The sequence below is a fragment of the Delftia sp. PE138 genome, from assembly GCF_018320755.1.
GTDB classification, from domain to species: Bacteria; Pseudomonadota; Gammaproteobacteria; order Burkholderiales; family Burkholderiaceae_C; genus Comamonas; species Comamonas tsuruhatensis.
In genome coordinates this window covers 1,503,375-1,520,949 of the sequence record NZ_JABEPN010000001.1, presented here as the reverse complement: position 1 = coordinate 1,520,949, position 17,575 = coordinate 1,503,375, and the positions used below count along the sequence as shown (strand labels likewise).

Below are 17,575 nucleotides of genomic sequence, written 5' to 3'. Positions count from 1 at the left end.
ACCTTCAGATCACGCCCTCGCGCCGCAGCCTCTCCTGCTGCTGCGCATCCAGCCCCAACGCCGCATAGATGCATGCATTGTCCTGGCCTGTGGCCGGGCCGCTGCGGGGCGAAGGGGCCTGGCGGCCCGTGAAGCGTGGCACGGGGGCGGGGGCGGCGAGGGGGCCCAGGTCGGGGTCGGGCAGGGTGATGAAGCTGCCGCGTGACGCGAAATGCGGGTCCTGCAGCACGTCCTGGGCCGAACAGACCTTGCTGAACGGGATGTCGTGCGCGGCCAGCGCGGCCATGGCCTGGGTGCAGTCCAGGCCTGCGCACCATTGCACGATCAGCGCATCCAGTGCCTGCAGGTGGCGGATGCGCGCGGCGTTGTCCGCAAAGCGCGGGTCGGCGGCCAGGTCGGCGCGGTCCATGGTCTGGCACAGGCGCGCGAAGATGGCATCGCCCGTGGCGACCACGGTGAGCCAGGCGCCGTCGCGCGTGCGGTAGACGTTGGAGGGCGCCGTGTAGCCCGCGCACGATCCCGTGCGGCTGCGCGCCTGTCCGCCCAGCTGGAATTCGGCCGCCAGCGGGTCCAGCAGGCGCAGCATGGCTTCGGTGGCCGACAGGTCGATCTCCAGGCCGCGCCGTTCGCCTGGAGGCTGTGCATTGCGCTCGGCCAGTGCGGCCGCGATGGAGAAGGCGCCGAACAGCCCGGCCACGGCATCGCCCAGCGGGTAGTTCATGTGCTGGGGCGGGCCGCCCGCCTCGCCCGTGAGGTGGGCGAAGCCGCTCATGGCCTCGAAGATGCGCGCAAAGCCCGGCCGGCGCGCATAGGGGCCGGTCTGGCCGAAGCCCGTCAGGCGCAGCACGATGAGGCGCGGGTTGCGGGCATGCAAGGTGGCCAGGTCCAGCCCCCAGCGGTCCAGCGTGCCGGTGCGGAAGTTTTCCACGAGCACGTCGAAATCCTCGATCAGCCGCAGGAACAGCGTGCGGCCCTCGGCCTTGCGCACGTCCAGCGAGATGCCCTGCTTGCCCCGGTTGGCGGTTTTCCAGAACACGGCGTGGCCGTCGTGCACGGGGGCCAGGCTGCGCAGCGTGTCGCCGCCGCCGGGCAGCTCCAGCTTGACGACGTCGGCGCCCAGGTCGCCGCACAGGGTGGCCGAGAAGGGGGCGGCCAGCACCGTGGCCATGTCGAGGATGCGCACACCCTCCAGCGGATAGCCTTGGCGCTGCATCAGTTGCCTTTCAGGTCCACGTTCTTCAGCACGGGCTCCCAGGCGCGGCGGTCTTCGGCCACGCGCTGGTGGAAGTCCGCCGCCTGCGTGGGCAGCGGCGTGGCGCCCAGGCGCGCCAGCTTGTCTCGTGTCTTGGGCAAGGCCATGGCCTTGGCCAGCGCCTGGTTGAGCGTGGCCACGATCTGCTGCGGCGTGCCCTTGGGCGCGGCCAGGCCCACCCACAGGCCGGTGTCCAGCCCGGCCACGCCCAGCTCGGCAAAGGTGGGAATGTCGGGCGCGGCGGGCGAGCGGCTCTTGCCGGTCTGCGCCAGGATGCGGATCTGCCCGCCCTGCATGTAGGGCAGGGTGCCGCCCAGGTTGTTGCACATCACCGGGATGTGGCCGGCCATGAGGTCGTTGACGGCCGGGGCGTTGCCCTTGTAGGGCAGGTGCTGCATCTTGGTGCCGAGCCGGTGGTTGACCATCTCGCAGACCAGGTGCGAGGGCGTGGCCGTGCCGGCCGAGCCGAAGGACAGCGTGCCGGGCCTGGCCTTGTCGGCCGCCACCAGTTCGGCCAGCGTGCGGTAGGGGGTCTTGGCGTTGACGGCGATGACGTTGGGCAGGTCCGCCACCAGGCCGATGTACTCGTAGTCGGTCAGCGGATTCCACTTGAGGTTGGCGTGCACATGGGGCAGGAAGACATTGCTCAGGCCTGCCATGAGCAGGGTGTAGCCGTCGGGCGCGGCGCGGGCCACGAGTTCCGAGCCGACCAGGCTGCCCGCGCCCGGCTTGTTCTCCACCACCACGGGCTGTCCCAGGGCCTTGCCCAGTTCCACCGACAGCGCTCGGGCCACGAGGTCGGTGCTGCCGCCTGCGGGAAAGGGAACGATCACGCGCACGGGCCGATCGGGAAAAGCCGCTTGGGCCGTCTGTGCCGCTTGGGCAGCCTGCGCGCAGGCACACAGCGCGGCCAGCAGGCCCAGGGTGGCCAGGTGCTTCGAGGTGAGGGGGCGTGTCATGGGGGCCTCCGGTGTCAGGCACTCTCGCGCAGCATGAGCTTGGCGATGTTGAGCTGGTGGATCTGGCTGGTGCCTTCGTAGAGGCGGAACAGGCGCACGTCGCGGAAGTAGCGCTCGATGGGGCTGAAGTCGGCCACATAGCCCGCGCCGCCGAACATCTGCACGGCGCGGTCGGCCACGCGGCCGCACATCTCGGAGGCGAAGTACTTGCACATGGAGGCGGACAGCGCCACGTCCTCGCCCCGGTCGCGGGCGCGGGCGGCCTCCAGGATCATGGATTGCGCCGCGAAGATCTCGGTGCGGCTGTCGGCCAGCATGGCCTGCACCAGCTGGAAGTTCGCCACCGGCTGGCCGAACTGCTCGCGCTGGCGCACATGGGCCAGCGCCAGGTCCAGCATGCGGATCGCCGGCCCCGTGCACAGCGCGGCCAGGTGCAGGCGCTGCTTGTTGAGCACCTTCATCACGGTCTTGAAGCCCTGGCCCTCGCGCCCGCCGATGATCTGGTCGGCCGGCACGCGGCAGTCCTGGAAATGCACGTCCGACACGGGCGAGCCCGCCTGGCCCATCTTGCGATAGGGCTGGCCTGTCACCAGGCCCGGCGAGCGCTCCACGAAGAAGGCCGTCAGCCCCTCGCTGCCCGTGCTGCCTTCGCCGGTGCGGGCGATGACGGTGAACACATCGGCCAGCGGCGCATTGGTGATGAAGCGCTTGCTGCCGTTGAGCACATAGTGGTCGCCCTCGCGGCGCGCCGTGGTCTGGATGTTGCTCGCCTCCGAGCCCGCGTCCGGCTCGGTCAGCGCCAGGCAACCCGTGAGCTCGCCGCGCGCCATGCGCGGCAGCCAGCGCTGCTTTTGCGCCTCGGTGCCGTCGGCCACGAGGGCTTCCGAGCCAATGCCGGTGTTGGTGCCGACGCGGGCCCGCAGCGCCACCGAGGCCTGGGACAGCTCGAAGGCGCAGCGCACCAGCTCCTCGGTGCTCAGGCCCAGGCCGCCATGGGCCTGGGGAATGCTCCAGCCGAAATAGCCCTTGTCGCGCAGCTCCTGGACCACGGCGGGCGGGATCTCGTCATCGCGCTCGATCTGCTCTTCGAGCGGATGCCAGCGGTGGCGCACGAAATGGCGGATGTCTGCGATCAACGCCTGCAGGCGGGCGTCGGCGGGTTGGGGGGTGGGGGCTTGGCTCATGGGCCGCACTGTAGGAAGCGCGGGCACCAGGGCTGCAATGCAGTTTCAAATATTGAAATGCAGTTGCGGCTTTGCGGCCGTGGTCCGCACAATCGCTACGTGCCCCACACCCCCATTGCCCACCAACCCAGGGACTCGCAGGATGTCTGCCGCATCCGCGAGCAGGACCCGTATTTCGCGGGCACGCTGGCCAAGGGGCTGATGATCCTGCAGTGCTTCGTCAGCGACCCGCGCCCGCATGCGAACAGCGAGCTGGCCCGCCGCCTGGGCCTGCCGCGCCCCACCGTGTCCAGGCTGTGCCGCAGCCTGCAGACCATGGGCTACCTGGACCATGACGAGCGGCTGGACCGCTACTTCGTCGGCCCGGCCGCCGTCGCCTTGGGCTACCCCTATGTGATCAACACGCCGCTGCTGGGGCCTTTGCGCCTGCCCATGCAGGCCCTGGCCGACCGCGTGAAGGGGGCGGTATCGGTGGGCGTGGTCATGGACCTGGATGTGGTCTACCTGGATACCTGCGCCTGGGAAGGCGGCACGCTCAAGCGCCCCGGCGTGGGCGCGGTTCGCGGCGTGCTGGAAACGGCCATGGGCCGGGCAGGGCTTGCCCAGCTCGATGCCGGGGAACTGCAGCGCTTCCTGGACCGCGTGCGCAGCCAGCGGCCCGAGGAATACGCGCGCTGCAGGGACAACGCCAGCGAAAGCCTGGCGCACTATGCCGCCCGGGGCTTCGCAGTCAACATGGGCGACTCCGGCCTGGGCGTGTGCGCGGTGGGCGCGGCCTCGCGCATCCGCTACGGGTCGCGCCGGCTGCTGTTCAACTGCGCCGTACCGGGCCTGCGCATGCCGGCCCGCACGCTGATCCGGGATGTGGGCCCCCAGTTGGCGCAGTTGGTGGCCCTGTGCGACCGGCTGCCCGTGGACCGCTGATCTGCGGGCCTGGCGCTTCAGAAGGCGGCCAGCACGATGCCGATGGCCAGCAGCACGCCGAAGGAGATCCAGCCGTTCTTCTGGTCCAGGCCGCCGATCTGGCGCAGCGCCTCTTCACGCGCAGCGCCCGCCAGGCCCATCTGGTTGACCTGCTGTACGCGCGTGACCAGCCACTGCAGGTAGGTGCGCTTGACAGTGAAGGAAATCGCCACCGCGATGCCGAGCACGCGGCCCGCGCCGCCCGTGCCGGGCATCAGCAGGTTGATGATCAACAGGGTGATGAAGGCCACCACGGCATAGGCGTAGACGCGGCGGGCAATGGCCCAGGACACGCCCATGAAGGGAATGGCCGTCCAGCAGGGACTGAGTGCGGCGAAGAATCCCTTTTTCCCGCTGACCATGCGCTCCCACAGCGGACGGTATTTGTCGGCATTCGGGCCGATGGCGGTCTCCATATCGGACCACTCGATTCCCGTCAAGTCCATTTTGGTGATGAGCAGCGCCTTGAATTGTTCTTTCAAGGGCATGGAATTCAATAGGTTGGGTGTATCGCTCATGGTTTTCCTTGTTGAATGAGGCGGGATTCCGGGCGTGATGGTCTGGATGCCGCAGCGGGCGCTGCGCGCAGGGCTGTTGTCTCGAAAGAGAGCCCCTGTCTCTGGACGGGCGCCATTCTATGGGGAGATACATGGGAAATGGCAAGCCCAATGGATTGGTTTGCAATGGAAAATGAATGAATGCGCTCGTGAGAAATACAGTTTTTTACATATTCAATGCCATGGGCTGTTATTTCCTCATTGGCCGGATGGCGAATTTTCGTGGCGAGTTGATTCAACCTGATCCATCTTTCAGTGGGGATTCATATGAATATGCATATCGCGACGGATACAGCGAATGGGATGGGCCTGGGGGCCAGGTGCATTGCCATGGACGGGAATCGGGCTCGCACAACGGGTGTGCCGTCCTTCGTGCAGGCGCTTCGCTGCGGGACCGCGCAGGGGTCCCGGCGGGCCGGGGCAGCGCGGGGCAGCGCGGGGCAGCGCGGGGCCGATAGCCGAGCGCAATGCCCGTATTGGCCGCAGGGCGCTGCCGCTGCAGGCCGTGCCGCGCGACAATGGCGGCCTAATGTCATCCCCTACTTCTTCCAAACCGTCCCGGCCCGGCGCCGACGAGGCGGCAGCGCCCTCCGCGCGCCCTGTGCTGCGCCGCCCCGAAAAGCCACAGGCCGAGCCGGCTGGCGATGCCCGCCGCCCCTCTGGTGGCGCAGGCAGATCTGCGGGCGCACGCGGCCCGCGCAACGACCGCAATGACCGCAATGAACGCGGCGGGCGCAATGAACGCTACGAGCGCTCCGACCGCCGTGATGCAGGCCCTCGCGGCGATGCCCGTGATGCGGCACCCCGCGGCGACGCCCGTGATCAGCGCCCGCGCAGCAGCGGTTTCGGCCGTGCCGAGGACCTGGACCGTTCCCAGCCGCGTGGCGACTGGCGTGGCCAGGGCGGCGGCGAAAACCGTGCCCCGCGCGAGCAGCGCGATCCCCGTGATGCGCGTGACACGCGCCATGCGGGCGACATGCGCGACTCCCGTCCCCCGCGTCCGCCCCGCCCGGATGATCGCCGCGACCGGCCCTATGGCCAGCGCGACGAGCGTCCGCGTGATGGGCAACGCGACGGCCCCCGTGACGGCCCCCGGGAGGGCGGCTTCCGTGATCGCCCCCGTGACGACGCCCGGGGCCCCCGCCGTGATGACGCCCGCGGCCCGCGCCGCGATGCGCCGGCCCAGGCCGAACCCGCCTACCGTCCGCTCAGCGGCATCCGCACCTACCGTCCCGCCGACGGTGGCGCCAGCCGCGAGATTCCCGTCAAGCGTGCCCCCGCGCCCGTGCAGGAGCAGGTTCCGGGCGCCGTGCGCATCAACAAGCGCCTGGCCGACATGGGCCTGTGCTCGCGCCGCGAGGCCGACGAGTGGGTGGACAAGGGCTGGGTCCGCGTCAACGGCGAACTCGCCGTCATGGGCCAGAACGTGGTGGCCGCCGACCGCATCACGGTCGAGCGCGAGGCACGTGACCGCCAGGACCAGCAGGTCACCATCCTGATCCACAAGCCCATGGGCTACGTCAGCGGACAGGCCGAGGATGGCCACGAGCCCGCCGTGGTCCTTGTCACTCCCCAGAACCACTGGAACCAGGACACCAGCCGCACGCGCTTCAACTTCGCGCAGCTCAAGGGCCTGGCGCCCTGCGGCCGGCTGGACATCGACTCCGTGGGCCTGCTGGTCATGACCCAGGACGGCCGCGTGGCGCGCCAGATCATTGGCGAAGACTCGGAGATGGACAAGGAGTACCTGGTACGCGTGACCTACGGCGACCGCGACATCGACGTGCAATCCGTGTTCCCGGCCGAGCAGCTGGCACGCCTGTGCCATGGCCTGTCGCTGGACGGCGAGGAACTCAAGCCCGCCAAGGTGGACTGGCAGAACCCCGAGCAGCTGCGCTTCGTGCTGACCGAAGGCAAGAAGCGCCAGATCCGCCGCATGTGCGAACTGGTGGGCCTGCGCGTGGTGGGCCTCAAGCGCATCCGCATCGGCCGCGTGACGCTGGGCAACCTGCCTGTGGGCCAGTGGCGCTATCTGGGTGCACACGAAGGCTTTTAGCACCCCCTGAGCGGCTTGCGCCGCTTCCCCCTCTCTACCCGCTTCGCGGGGGAGGGGGACGACACCCTCGCGGCGGGGCGGCCCTTGCTTGGTGTCTCTGGTCTTGGGCCGCGCCGGTTTCAGTGAGCGCACAGCTCGTGTTTAGAATGCGAACCATTCTCAAACGAGCTTCAGCGCTGCGGCACGCCAGTCCGGGGCGCGTCCGTCTTTTCATGCGCGCACCGGCCGATCCTGTACACACCCTCTATGTCGAACACCACGGCTGGCTGCAAGGCTGGCTGCGCCACAGGCTGGGCAATGTGTTCGAGGCTTCCGATATCGCGCACGACACTTTCGTCAACGTGATCACCTCGGGCATGGCCGGCCGCATCGAGCAGCCGCGCCCCTTCCTGGCCACCGTGGCCCGCCATCTTGTGATCCGCCAGCACCGGCGCCGGCTGCTGGAGCGCGCCTATCTCGACACCCTGGCCCTGCTGCCGGCCGAGCTGGCTCCCTCGCCCGAGGAGCGGCTGATCGCGCTCGAATCACTGCAGGCCGTGGACCAGGCGCTGGACGCGCTGGCGCCCAAGGTGCGCGAGGCCTTCCTGCTGGCCCACCTCGAAGGCCTGAGCTATGCGGACATCGCCACGCGCCTGGGCGTGTCCATGACCAGCGTCAAGCGCTACCTGGCCCAGGGCTATGAGCGCTGCTTCGTGCTGGCGCTGTCCTGATGGCGCCGGTGCCTCCTTCCGATCCTCGGCGCCTGTCCAGCGCCACGCCGCTACCCGGCAGCAGTATCCAGGCGCCCCAGGCGCTGGGCCGGCCCTTGCCGGCCGGCGTGGCGCGGGCGGCTGCCGGCTGGTTTGCGCTGCTGCAATCGGGCCAGGCCTCGGCCGCCGACCGGGCGCGCTGGCAGCGCTGGCTCGATGAAGACGCCGACCATGGCCGCGCCTGGGCCCATCTGCAGGCCGTCACGGGCGCGCTGACGGGGCTCAACGCCGGTGGCGCGGGCTATCGCGGCCTGTCCGCCGCTCCCCGGGCTGCGCGGCGGCGCCTGCTGGGCCTGTTCGCGGGCCTGGGCACGGCGGTGGGCGCGGGCTGGCTGGCCAGCCGCCCGCCGCAGTGGCAGCAGATGGCGGCCGACTACTCCACCGGCACGCAGCGCCGCCGCTGGAGCCTGCCCGACGGCACGGACATGCTGCTGGGCCCCGGCAGCGCCGTGGCCTTGCAGTTCGACGGCAGCGAGCGCCGGCTGCGCCTGCTGGCCGGCGAGGCGCTGTTCACCACCGGCCATCCCGCAGGAACGTTGGGCGATCTGCCCTTTGTGGTGGAGACCGCCCACGGCCGCGTGCGCGCCCTGGGCACGCGCTTCATGGTGCGCAGCAACCAGGCAGGTGCGCGCGTGGCGGTGTTCGAGGGCGCCGTGGAGCTGCGCCCGGCCGGTACAGGCGCAACCGCACGGCGCCTGCAGGCGGGCGAGGCCATGGACTTCACGCGCACGGGCTGGGGCACGGTGCAGCCGGCCGGCCCTGCGGATGACGCCTGGAGCCGGGGCCAATTGTGGGTGGACAACCAGCGCCTGGACGACTTCCTGGCCGAGCTCAACCGCTACCGCCCCGGCTGGCTGCATGCCGATCCGGCCGTGGCCGGGCTGCGGTTCTCAGGCGTGTTCCCGCTGGACGAAGGCGGCATCGACGGCACGGACGCCGTGCTGGCCATGCTGCCCGGTGCTCTGCCCGTGCAGCTGCGCTGGCGCACGCGCTGGTGGGTGGTGGTGGAGCCTGCGCAGGTGCGCGGCTGAGGCTTTTTTCTTCCTTTTCGCTTTTTTTGCGCCGGGGGTGACCCGATTTCCCGCGCCGCGCTTCCTTGTTTCCGAGAGCTTTGATTTTCGATATCGGAACACAGGGAGAACCCAGGACCATGCAACCCCTTTTCATGCCCCGCCCCGCGCTGGCGCTGGCCATCGCGCTCATGCCCGCCGCCGTGCTGGCCCAGGCCCAGCGCAGCTATGACGTCGCTGCCGGCCCGCTGGATGCCGCCTTGCGCAGCACGGCCGCCCAGGCCGGCGTGGCCCTGATCTTCACGGCCGAGCAGACGGCCGGACAGCGCAGCGCGGGACTGCGCGGCAGCTACACGGTGGAGGCTGCCTTCGAGGCGCTGCTGGCCGGCACCGCCTGGCAGGCCGTGCGCCAGGCCGGCGGCGGCTATGCGCTGCGGCGCGTGGAGCAGGTGGCGCCCGTGGCGGCCGCCGGTGCCACGCTGGCCACGGTCAACGTGACGGCCGCTGCCGAGCGCAGCGCGGTCTCCGAAGGCACGGGCTCCTACGCCACGCGCCAGTCCAGCACGGCCACACGGCTGGGCCTGTCGCAGCGCGAGACGCCGCAGTCGGTCAGCGTGGTCACGCGCCAGCTGATGGACGACCAGGGCCTGACCAGCCTGCCCGAGGTGCTGGAGAAGACGCCCGGCATCACCGTGGGCCGCAACGACAGCGAGCGCACCACCTTCTACTCACGCGGCTATGCCATCGAGAATTTCCAGTTCGACGGCGTGCCCAACACCATGGACTCGGCCAACCAGTACACCACCTCGCTGGCCGACAGCGCCATCTATGACCGCGTGGAGGTGGTCAAGGGCGCCACAGGCCTGCTCACGGGCGCGGGCTATCCGTCGGCCGTGGTCAATCTGGTGCGCAAGCGGCCCACCAAGACCTTCCAGGCCTCGGCCGAGGCGGCCATCGGCAGCCATGACCGGTTGCGCGGCGTGGGCGACATCTCCGCACCGTTGACCGAAGACGGCCGCGTGCGCGCCCGCGTGGTGGCCGTGGCGCAGAACGCCAGGTCCCATGTGGACGACTACAGCCGCAACGTGCGCAGCCTGTACGGCATCATCGAGGCCGACCTGGGCCCGGGCACCGTGGCCAGCCTGGGCATTGACCACATGCAGACGCGCGCCGACGGGGCCAGCTTCGGCCACATCCCGCTGTTCTTCAAGGATGGCAGCCGCACGCATTTCCCCACCTCGCTCAACCCTGCGGCGCGCTGGTCGTACTGGGACAACGACAGCACCAACGTGTTTGCCGAACTCAAGCACAGCTTCGGCAATGGCTGGAAGATGGACCTGTCTGCCAGCCGGCTGCGCCAGTCGCGCGACGTGGAGGTCGGCGTGGCAGCCCACGGCATGGTGGACCCGGTCAGCGGCCTGGGCATCAACATGCTGTCCAACAAGATTCCCACCGATGCCACCACGCAGGCCGTGAATGCGGCGCTGTCCGGGCCGTTGCAGCTGTTCGGGCGCGAGCATGAGCTGTCGTTCGGCGCCAGCTGGTCGCGCCAGCGCCGCCATGCGCCCGGCTACAGCAATGCCTACGGCCCCGTGGGCAACTACTTCGAGTGGGACGGCCAGGTGCCCCGGCCCGATTTCCAGCTGCGCAACCACCGCATGACGCGCATCGTGGAAAAGGGTGTCTTCGGCGCCGCGCGCCTGCGGCCCACGGACGATCTGTCGGTGATCCTGGGTGCGCGCGTGAGCTGGTACGACATGCTGGACGACACCACGGGCCTGAACGGAAGCTACGTCGTGAACAACGCGCTGCGCGTGGCGCACAAGACCGTGCCCTATGCGGGCGTGGTGTATGACCTGAACCGCCAGCTGTCGCTGTACGCCAGCCAGACCGATATCTTCAATCCGCAGACCTACTACAAGGACGCTGCCGGCAGCCCGCTGCCGCCGCTCACGGGCCGCAGCCGCGAAGTGGGCGTCAAGGGCGAGTTCCTGGACGGCCGGCTCAACGCCTCGCTGGCGCTGTTCCACATCCAGCAGCGCAATGCCGCGCAGTACGTCAGCGCCAACCCGCAATCCGGGGAAGAGGTCTATGCGGCCATCGACGGCGTGGCCAGCAAGGGCCTGGAGATGGAAGTGTCGGGCAGCATCACGCCGGCCTGGAACATCTACGGCGGCTACACCTACCGCACTTCGCGTGCGCCGGCCCAGCCCGACGTGATCCTCAGCGCGGTCAACACGAACCAGCCGCGCCACCTGTTCAAGCTCAGCACCAGCTACCGTCTCAACCCGCAGTGGACCGTGGGCGGGTCGCTGGCCTGGCAGAGCCTGACCTACTACCAGCAGTCCGCCGCTCCCTACGCGCGCGCCGACCAGCGTGCCTATGCGCTGGTGGGCCTGATGGCGCGCTACGACGTGGACCGCCAGTGGTCGGTGACGCTGAACGTCAACAACCTGTTCGACAAGACCTATATGCCGGGCCTGGGTTCGTACGGCACGGGCGTGTATGGCGATCCGCGCAATGTGCTGGTCACGGCCCGCTACAGGTTCTGATGCGGCTGCCTGGCGGCTGTGCCACTAGGCCTGCGACCACATCCGCAACAGGTTGTGGTACGTGCCGGACAGCGCGGATAGGGCGGGGTCGCCCGGGTGGCGCAGCGTCAACTGCTGGATCTGCTGGTCCAGGTCGAACAGGAGGCGGCGCTTCTCGTCCGAGGCCACGAGGCTGTGGGTCCAGAAGAAGCTGGCGTAGCGCGTGCCGCGCGTGACGGGGTTGACGCGGTGCAGGCTGGTGCCGGGGTAGACGATGGCGTCGCCTGCGGCCAGCTTCACGCTCTGGTGGCCGAAGGTGTCTTCCACGACCAGCTCGCCGCCTTCGTATTCGTCGGGCTCGCTGAGGAATACGGTGGTGGAGACATCGCTGCGCACCTTGATGGCCGTGCCGGGGATGGTGAAGATGGCATTGTCTATGTGGTTGCCGTAGGTGCCGCCGCCTTCGTAGCGGTTGAAGCGCGGCGGCAGCACCTTCAGCGGCAGCGTGGCCGACATGAACAGCGCGCTGGCCCCCAGCCTGTCGAGGATGAGGTTGCCTATCGCCTGGCCGGCCTGGCTGTCCAGCGGCAGCTGCAGGTTGGCCTTGACCTGGGCCGACAGGGGGCCGGCCGTGGCGCGGCCGTCCTGCCACGGGGCCTGCTCCAGCGCCTGGCGGCACTGGCGCACTTCGTCGGGGCTGAGCAGGGCGGGTATGCGGAGCATCATGGCAGGCGGTCCTCAAGGGCGGAATCAATGAGTGTCCCGCAAAAAAGCCCCGCAGGCGGCGATGGCCTGCGGGGCTTTGCGGTGATCTGCGCAGCGTCAAGCCGCTGCGCGTTCGCCCGGGGCGATCAGCAGATCAGTACGTCCACTTGAGCGATGCCACGGCCGAGCGGCCTGCCGCCATGGTCGCGTAGTGGGGCGAACGCACGCCGCTGTAGTAGACCTTGTCGCCCAGGTTGTACAGGTTCAGCTGCACGGTCAGGTTGCGGTCGATCTGGTAGGCCACCATGGCGTCGTAGCGTGCATAGCCGCTGGCGCCCTTGGTGACGATGCCGCCATCCACGGTGGAGCGGATGTAGCTCTGGTTCACGCTGCTCTGGGCGTAGATGCCCAGGCCCACGGTCAGCTTGGCCATGGGCTTGTAGCTGGTCCACAGGCTGAAGCTGTGCTTGGGCGTGTTGGGGAAGGGCTGGCCGTTGGCCACGTTGCCTGCGCCTGCGTTCTTCTGCTCGCTGTCCATGTAGGTGTAGCCGCCGAAGACGCTCAGGCCCGGCAGCACGCTGCCCGTGAAGCCCAGCTCCACGCCGTTGACCACCTTGTTGCCGCCCATGTAGGTGACGCCGTTTTCGGTGATGCGCGCATTGGTCACGTCGTTGCGGAACAGCGCGGCGGTCAGCGCCAGGCGCTTTTCCATCAGGTCCCACTTGGTGCCCAGCTCGAGCGAGCGGGTCTTCTCGGGCGCCAGGTTGGCCAGCTGGTCGGTGGAGATGCCCAGGTCCTCGTTGCCGTTGCCCAGCATGGAGCCGCCGGGGCGCGAGGAGGTGCCGAGGCTGGCGTAGATGCTGCCGTTGGTGGCCGGCTTGTAGACCAGGCCCAGCTGGTAGTTGAAAAGCGTGTCCGAACGGCTCAGGTCATAGGCCGGCGTGTTGCGGCCGGCGGGGCCGGAGGCGCTGAGCTTGTAGTGGTCCAGGCGCAGGCCGGCGTTGAGCAGCCACCGGTCGTTGAACTTGAGCGTGTCGAAGCCGTACAGCGCCACGGTGTCGATCTTGTTGTGGCTGGGGTCGCCCAGGGTCACGGGCAGGTTCCACAGCGGGCTGCTGTCCGGGTTGTTCAGCGAGGCGCACCACAGGCTGGCGGCCGTGCAGGTGGTGTTGGTGGTCTGCAGCGCGGCGGTGCGGGACTCGGCCTTTTCCTTGGACAACTCCAGGCCGAAGGCGTAGCTGTGGCCCACGCTGCCGGTCTGTGCCTTGCCCGTGAATTCCGACAGGTTCTGCAGCGTCTTGATGTCGGCCACGCGCGCATTGCCGCGGCGAAACACATAGCCGTTGATGGCATTGCCCTTGCTGTCGTCGGGCTGGGTCCACAGGTAGTCCTGTTCGGACTTGCTGTAGCGCAGGCTGTTGCGGAACTTGTTCGTGTCGGTGAACTTGTGCTCGACGGTGGCCGTGAACAGGTCGCTCTTTTCCTTCTCGTAGTCGCGGCTGGTCAGGCCGTACCAGTTGTCGCGGTTGCTGCCGTAGGTGGGACGCACCACGCTGCCGCCGGGCAGGCCGGCGGCCGCCGTGCTGGTGTACAGGTAGGGCACGCCGCCATCGGGAATGTTGTCGGTCTGCAGGTGCTGCCAGGACAGCGATACCTCGGTGGGCGTGCCCATGCCGAAGGTCACCGTGGGGGCGATGCCCCAGCGCTTGTTCTCGGGGCCGCTGCGGCCGGGAACGTCGGCGTCGTGCACCATGGCGTTCAGGCGCAGGCCCACGCCTTCGCCCAGCACGCGGTTGGCGTCGATGGTGGCGCGCCGGTAGCTGTCCGTGCCCAGGCCCACGTCGCCGCTGATGAAGTTCTCGTTCCTGGCCTTCTTGGTCACCAGGTTGATGGAGCCGCCAGCGCCGCCGCGGCCGGCATAGGCCGAATCGGCACCCTTGATGACCTCCACCGATTCCAGGTTGAACACTTCGCGCGTACCGGCCGCGATGTCGCGCATGCCGTCCACGAAGGTGCTGGCCTGGGCATCCATGCCGCGGATGAAGGGCTGGTCACCCGAGGGGTTGCCGCCTTCGCCGTTGCCGAAGGTGATGCCGGGCGTGGACCGCAGGGCTTCCTGCAGGCTGGTCGCGCCGGTCTGCTTGATGATTTCCTCGTTGATGACCTGCACCGTCTTGGGCGTGTCCACCAGCGGGGCCGTGAACTTGGCCGAGGAGGCGTTGTCGGTCTTGACGGGCGCTTCGGTCGAAGACGTCACGTTCACGGTGCCCAGCGTGGTGCTGGCCTGCGCAAAGGCCGGGGTGCCAGCAAGGCACAGGGCAGCGGCAAGGGCCAGCTGGGTGAGGTTCGCGGGGGGGAGGATTTGTTGGATTTTGCTCATGTTCACTCCGATGAAAGCCCGCGGATTGTTATTGCGAATCACTAGTGTTCGGTTTCTGCTTCGTAAAGTTGGCCTGTTTGCCCTGGGTAAAAGTCCTTCGCGTTGCCGCCATGCAACAAACGAAAACCGTGTTTCACCACAGGTCCAATGAAAACGCGGCTGCTGCCGGACGAAAAAAAAGCGGCTGTCGCCAGCCGCCGGGGTTTGCTGCGGGGCGCCTGCTGCGCCCGTGCCTGGCCTTACTCGTCGGCCGGATTGGACAGCAGGGCCTTGTAGATCACGGCGCCGATCAGCGCGCCCACGATGGGGGCCACCCAGAACAGCCACAGTTGCGAGACGGCGATCTCGGGACCGAACAGGGCCGGGCCCGTGCTGCGCGCGGGATTGACCGAGGTGTTGGTCACGGGAATCGAGATCAGGTGGATCAGCGTCAGGCACAGGCCGATGGCCAGCCCGCCAAAGCCGGCTGCCGCGCGCTTGGCCGTGGCGCCCAGGATGACCAGGATGAAGAAGGCCGTCATCACCACCTCGGTGACCAGGGCAGCCGTCATGCCGTAGCCGCCCGGCGAATGCGTGCCGAAGCCGTTGGTGGCAAAGCCGCCGATGTCGGCACCGGCCTTGCCCGTGGCGATCACGTAGAGAATGCCTGCGCCCGTGATGGCGCCCAGCACCTGGGACACGACGTAGCCCGGCAGCTCGCTCCAGGCAAAGCGCCCGCCCATGGCCAGGCCCACGGAGACGGCAGGGTTGAAGTGCCCGCCCGAGATGGGACCGAAGGCATAGGCGCCGGTGACCACCGTCAGGCCGAAGGCCAGCGAGACGCCGACCAGGCCGATGCCCACCTGCGGGAAGGCGGCGGCCAGCACGGCCGCACCGCAGCCGCCCAGGGTCAGCCACAGGGTTCCGAGGAATTCTGCGGACCATTTTTGAACAGAGCTGTGCATGGGAAATCTCCTGAAACAGGCCCGCCGCTGCGCCCGGGCCCTGCGCGCACTGCCCGCCGAATGGCGGAAAGTGGCGCAGTTATAGCGCTGCGCCTGGCCTGCCGAGAGGGCAAGAAAGTGAACAATCGTCCAGAGCCTGCGTCGCCACAGGGGCGGCGGGCTCTTGAAATTGCATCCGCCGACCCGAGATGAGGGCTGATTTTTTCCCTGTTGTGAACCCATAGGACATAGGACACTGTCTGCATGAGCAAGCAAACCCATTCTTTTCAGGCCGAAGTTGCACAGCTGCTGCACCTGGTCACGCATTCGCTGTATTCCAACCCCGAGATCTTCCTGCGCGAGCTGGTCTCCAACGCATCGGACGCCTGCGACAAGCTGCGCTTCGAGGCGCTGAACAATGCCGCGCTGTATGAAGACCAGCCCAACCTGGAAGTGCGCGTGTCCTTCGACGCCGCCGCCAAGACGCTGACCATTGCCGACACCGGCATCGGCATGAGCGAGCAGGAAGCCATCGACAACCTGGGCACCATCGCCAAGAGCGGCACCAAGGCCTTCATGGAAAAGCTGTCGGGCGACCAGAAGTCGGACTCGCAGCTCATCGGCCAGTTCGGCGTGGGCTTTTACTCGGGCTACATCGTGGCCGACAAGATCACCGTGGAAACACGCCGCGCGGGCCTGCCGGCCGCCGAAGGCGTGCGCTGGACCAGCGGCGGCACGGGCGAGTTCGAGGTCGAGCAGATCGAGCGCCCCCAGCGCGGCACCAGCATCACGCTGCACCTGCGCCCCGAGGCCGAGGAGTTCCTCAATGCCTGGAAGATCAAGCAGGTCATCGGCAAGTACTCCGACCACATCAGCCTGCCCATCCTCATGGAAAAGGAGGAATGGAAGGACGGCGAGAACGACCAGCCCGGCGCCATGGTCAAGACCGGCGAGTGGGAGACCATCAACAAGGCCAGCGCGCTGTGGACGCGTCCCAAGAAGGACATCACGGCCGAGCAGTACCAGGACTTCTACAAGGCCATCAGCCACGACTTCGAGAACCCGCTGACCTGGAGCCACAACCGCGTGGAGGGCAACACCGAGTACACGCAGCTGCTGTTCATTCCGGCCAAGGCACCGTTCGATCTCTACAACCGCGACAAGAAGGCCGGCGTCAAGCTCTACGTCAAGCGCGTCTTCATCATGGATGACGCCGAGGCGCTGATGCCCGGCTACCTGCGCTTCGTCAAGGGCGTGATCGACTCGGCCGACCTGCCGCTGAACGTCAGCCGCGAGCTGCTGCAGGAAAGCCGCGACGTGCGCCTGATCCGCGACGGCTCCACCAAGCGCGTGCTGTCCATGCTGGAAGACCTGGCCAAGCACGATCGCCACGAGGCCGGCGAAGGCACGGACGGCGTCACCGACGTGGTCAGCGAAGAGGACAAGGCCAAGGAAGGCAAGTACAGCCAGTTCTACGCCGAGTTCGGCGCCGTGCTCAAGGAAGGCCTGGGCGAGGACTTCGCCAACAAGGAACGCATCGCCAAGCTGCTGCGCTTTGCCTCCACCAGCCAGGAAGACGCCATGGTCTCGCTGGCCGACTACAAGGCCCGCATGAAGGAAGGCCAGGACGCGATCTACTACATCACGGCCGACTCCCTGACGGCAGCGCGCAACAGCCCGCAGCTCGAAGTCTTCCGCAAGAAGGGCATCGAAGTGCTGCTGATGGCCGACCGCGTGGACGAATGGGCCATGGGCTACCTGACCGACTTCGACGGCACGCCGCTGCAGTCCGTGGCCAAGGGCGCCGTGGACCTGGGCAAGCTGCAGGACGAAGAGGAAAAGAAGGCCGCCGAGGAAGCGGCCGAAGCCTTCAAGCCCCTGCTGGCCAAGCTCAAGGAGGCGCTCAAGGACAAGGCCGAGGACGTGCGCGTGTCCACGCGCCTGGTCGACTCGCCGGCCTGCCTGGTGGTGCAGGACGGCGGCATGAGCCTGCAGCTGGCGCGCCTGCTCAAGCAGGCCGGCCAGCAGGCGCCGGACGCCCGCCCCGTGCTGGAGGTCAACCCCGAGCATCCGCTGGTCAAGAAGCTGGACGGATCAGTGCATTTCCATGACCTGGCCAACATCCTGTTCGACCAGGCCGTGCTGGCCGAAGGCGGCATGCCCGAGGACCCGGCCGCCTACGTCAAGCGCGTGAACGCTCTTCTCGCGTGAGTTCCTCACAAGGATCGCCCAGGCGCATTCCATAGGCCTCAGTGCCTGCTCACTGTCGTGCCAGCGCACGGCAGACAAGCCTTCCAAGCCGGTGC

At 68.3% G+C, this 17,575-nt stretch carries 14 protein-coding genes; 6 read left to right on the top strand and 8 right to left on the bottom strand.

The annotated features are described in order from the left end of the window. Positions 1-4: 4 nt before the first annotated feature. The 3 genes from HFGMBDPB_RS06855 to HFGMBDPB_RS06845 are packed head-to-tail and all read right to left on the bottom strand — an operon-like array spanning position 5 to position 3,395. Positions 5-1,213: a CaiB/BaiF CoA transferase family protein gene (locus HFGMBDPB_RS06855; protein WP_212645110.1), complete on the bottom strand. Its 1,209-nt coding sequence runs from the start codon at positions 1,211-1,213 to the stop codon at positions 5-7. Beyond that, entirely contained in the window at positions 1,213-2,211 is a 999-nt protein-coding gene (locus HFGMBDPB_RS06850; protein ID WP_126311341.1) for a Bug family tripartite tricarboxylate transporter substrate binding protein, read from the bottom strand. The genes HFGMBDPB_RS06855 and HFGMBDPB_RS06850 overlap by 1 nt, the downstream gene beginning before the upstream one ends. 14 nt (positions 2,212-2,225) lie before the next feature. Beyond that, entirely contained in the window at positions 2,226-3,395 is a 1,170-nt protein-coding gene (locus tag HFGMBDPB_RS06845; protein ID WP_203400035.1) for an acyl-CoA dehydrogenase family protein, read from the bottom strand. Positions 3,396-3,452: 57 nt separating this feature from the next. Here HFGMBDPB_RS06845 and HFGMBDPB_RS06840 point away from each other — a divergent pair, with 57 nt between their 5' ends. Next, positions 3,453-4,319, top strand: coding sequence for an IclR family transcriptional regulator (locus HFGMBDPB_RS06840; RefSeq protein WP_203400034.1), 867 nt, complete (start codon positions 3,453-3,455; stop codon positions 4,317-4,319). A 17-nt stretch (positions 4,320-4,336) separates the two neighbouring features. Here the strand turns inward: HFGMBDPB_RS06840 and HFGMBDPB_RS06835 are convergent, their stop codons facing one another. Continuing rightward, a complete protein-coding gene (locus tag HFGMBDPB_RS06835) occupies positions 4,337-4,876 on the bottom strand; it encodes a hypothetical protein (protein ID WP_034368690.1) in 540 nt (179 codons plus the stop codon). After that, positions 4,873-5,154, bottom strand: coding sequence for a hypothetical protein (locus tag HFGMBDPB_RS06830; protein ID WP_155524836.1), 282 nt, complete (start codon positions 5,152-5,154; stop codon positions 4,873-4,875). The genes HFGMBDPB_RS06835 and HFGMBDPB_RS06830 overlap by 4 nt, the downstream gene beginning before the upstream one ends. Before the next feature lie 290 nt (positions 5,155-5,444). Between HFGMBDPB_RS06830 and HFGMBDPB_RS29660 the strand changes: the two genes are divergently transcribed. The 4 genes from HFGMBDPB_RS29660 (at position 5,445) to HFGMBDPB_RS06810 (ending at position 11,282) form a co-directional block, all read left to right on the top strand. Next, positions 5,445-6,971, top strand: a complete 1,527-nt coding sequence (locus HFGMBDPB_RS29660; protein ID WP_249343354.1) for a pseudouridine synthase — start codon at positions 5,445-5,447, stop codon at positions 6,969-6,971. Positions 6,972-7,183: 212 nt separating this feature from the next. Beyond that, positions 7,184-7,681: a sigma-70 family RNA polymerase sigma factor gene (locus tag HFGMBDPB_RS06820; RefSeq protein ID WP_016451916.1), complete on the top strand. Its 498-nt coding sequence runs from the start codon at positions 7,184-7,186 to the stop codon at positions 7,679-7,681. Beyond that, the gene (locus tag HFGMBDPB_RS06815; RefSeq protein WP_212645109.1) at positions 7,681-8,751 is read left to right on the top strand and encodes a FecR domain-containing protein; all 1,071 of its coding nucleotides are present in this window, start codon (positions 7,681-7,683) and stop codon (positions 8,749-8,751) included. The genes HFGMBDPB_RS06820 and HFGMBDPB_RS06815 overlap by 1 nt, the downstream gene beginning before the upstream one ends. Before the next feature lie 119 nt (positions 8,752-8,870). Next, entirely contained in the window at positions 8,871-11,282 is a 2,412-nt protein-coding gene (locus HFGMBDPB_RS06810) for a TonB-dependent siderophore receptor (RefSeq protein WP_212645108.1), read from the top strand. A 24-nt stretch (positions 11,283-11,306) separates the two neighbouring features. On the opposite strand, the gene HFGMBDPB_RS06805 is transcribed toward HFGMBDPB_RS06810, so the two are convergent. The 3 genes from HFGMBDPB_RS06805 to aqpZ form a co-directional block, all read right to left on the bottom strand. Then, the gene (locus tag HFGMBDPB_RS06805) at positions 11,307-11,987 is read right to left on the bottom strand and encodes a Fe2+-dependent dioxygenase (RefSeq protein WP_212645107.1); all 681 of its coding nucleotides are present in this window, start codon (positions 11,985-11,987) and stop codon (positions 11,307-11,309) included. Between the two features lie 133 nt (positions 11,988-12,120). Next, positions 12,121-14,346, bottom strand: coding sequence for a TonB-dependent receptor (locus tag HFGMBDPB_RS06800; protein ID WP_016451913.1), 2,226 nt, complete (start codon positions 14,344-14,346; stop codon positions 12,121-12,123). Positions 14,347-14,585: 239 nt separating this feature from the next. Further along, positions 14,586-15,290: an aquaporin Z gene (gene aqpZ / locus HFGMBDPB_RS06795; protein ID WP_016446578.1), complete on the bottom strand. Its 705-nt coding sequence runs from the start codon at positions 15,288-15,290 to the stop codon at positions 14,586-14,588. 243 nt (positions 15,291-15,533) lie between these two features. Here aqpZ and htpG point away from each other — a divergent pair, with 243 nt between their 5' ends. Further along, positions 15,534-17,480, top strand: a complete 1,947-nt coding sequence (gene htpG, locus HFGMBDPB_RS06790; protein WP_017407192.1) for a molecular chaperone HtpG — start codon at positions 15,534-15,536, stop codon at positions 17,478-17,480. The last annotated feature ends 95 nt before the right edge of the window (positions 17,481-17,575 follow it).

Coding starts and splice junctions, on each gene's coding strand:
- HFGMBDPB_RS06855 (WP_212645110.1), bottom strand. CDS start 1,213: ATGCAGCGCCAAGGCTATCCGCTGGAGGGTGTGCGCATCCTCGACATG.
- HFGMBDPB_RS06845 (WP_203400035.1), bottom strand. CDS start 3,395: ATGAGCCAAGCCCCCACCCCCCAACCCGCCGACGCCCGCCTGCAGGCG.
- htpG (WP_017407192.1), top strand. CDS start 15,534: ATGAGCAAGCAAACCCATTCTTTTCAGGCCGAAGTTGCACAGCTGCTG.
- HFGMBDPB_RS06810 (WP_212645108.1), top strand. CDS start 8,871: ATGCAACCCCTTTTCATGCCCCGCCCCGCGCTGGCGCTGGCCATCGCG.
- HFGMBDPB_RS06820 (WP_016451916.1), top strand. CDS start 7,184: ATGCGCGCACCGGCCGATCCTGTACACACCCTCTATGTCGAACACCAC.
- HFGMBDPB_RS29660 (WP_249343354.1), top strand. CDS start 5,445: ATGTCATCCCCTACTTCTTCCAAACCGTCCCGGCCCGGCGCCGACGAG.
- HFGMBDPB_RS06850 (WP_126311341.1), bottom strand. CDS start 2,211: ATGACACGCCCCCTCACCTCGAAGCACCTGGCCACCCTGGGCCTGCTG.
- HFGMBDPB_RS06800 (WP_016451913.1), bottom strand. CDS start 14,346: ATGAGCAAAATCCAACAAATCCTCCCCCCCGCGAACCTCACCCAGCTG.
- HFGMBDPB_RS06805 (WP_212645107.1), bottom strand. CDS start 11,987: ATGATGCTCCGCATACCCGCCCTGCTCAGCCCCGACGAAGTGCGCCAG.
- HFGMBDPB_RS06815 (WP_212645109.1), top strand. CDS start 7,681: ATGGCGCCGGTGCCTCCTTCCGATCCTCGGCGCCTGTCCAGCGCCACG.
- HFGMBDPB_RS06840 (WP_203400034.1), top strand. CDS start 3,453: ATGCAGTTGCGGCTTTGCGGCCGTGGTCCGCACAATCGCTACGTGCCC.
- aqpZ (WP_016446578.1), bottom strand. CDS start 15,290: ATGCACAGCTCTGTTCAAAAATGGTCCGCAGAATTCCTCGGAACCCTG.
- HFGMBDPB_RS06835 (WP_034368690.1), bottom strand. CDS start 4,876: ATGAGCGATACACCCAACCTATTGAATTCCATGCCCTTGAAAGAACAA.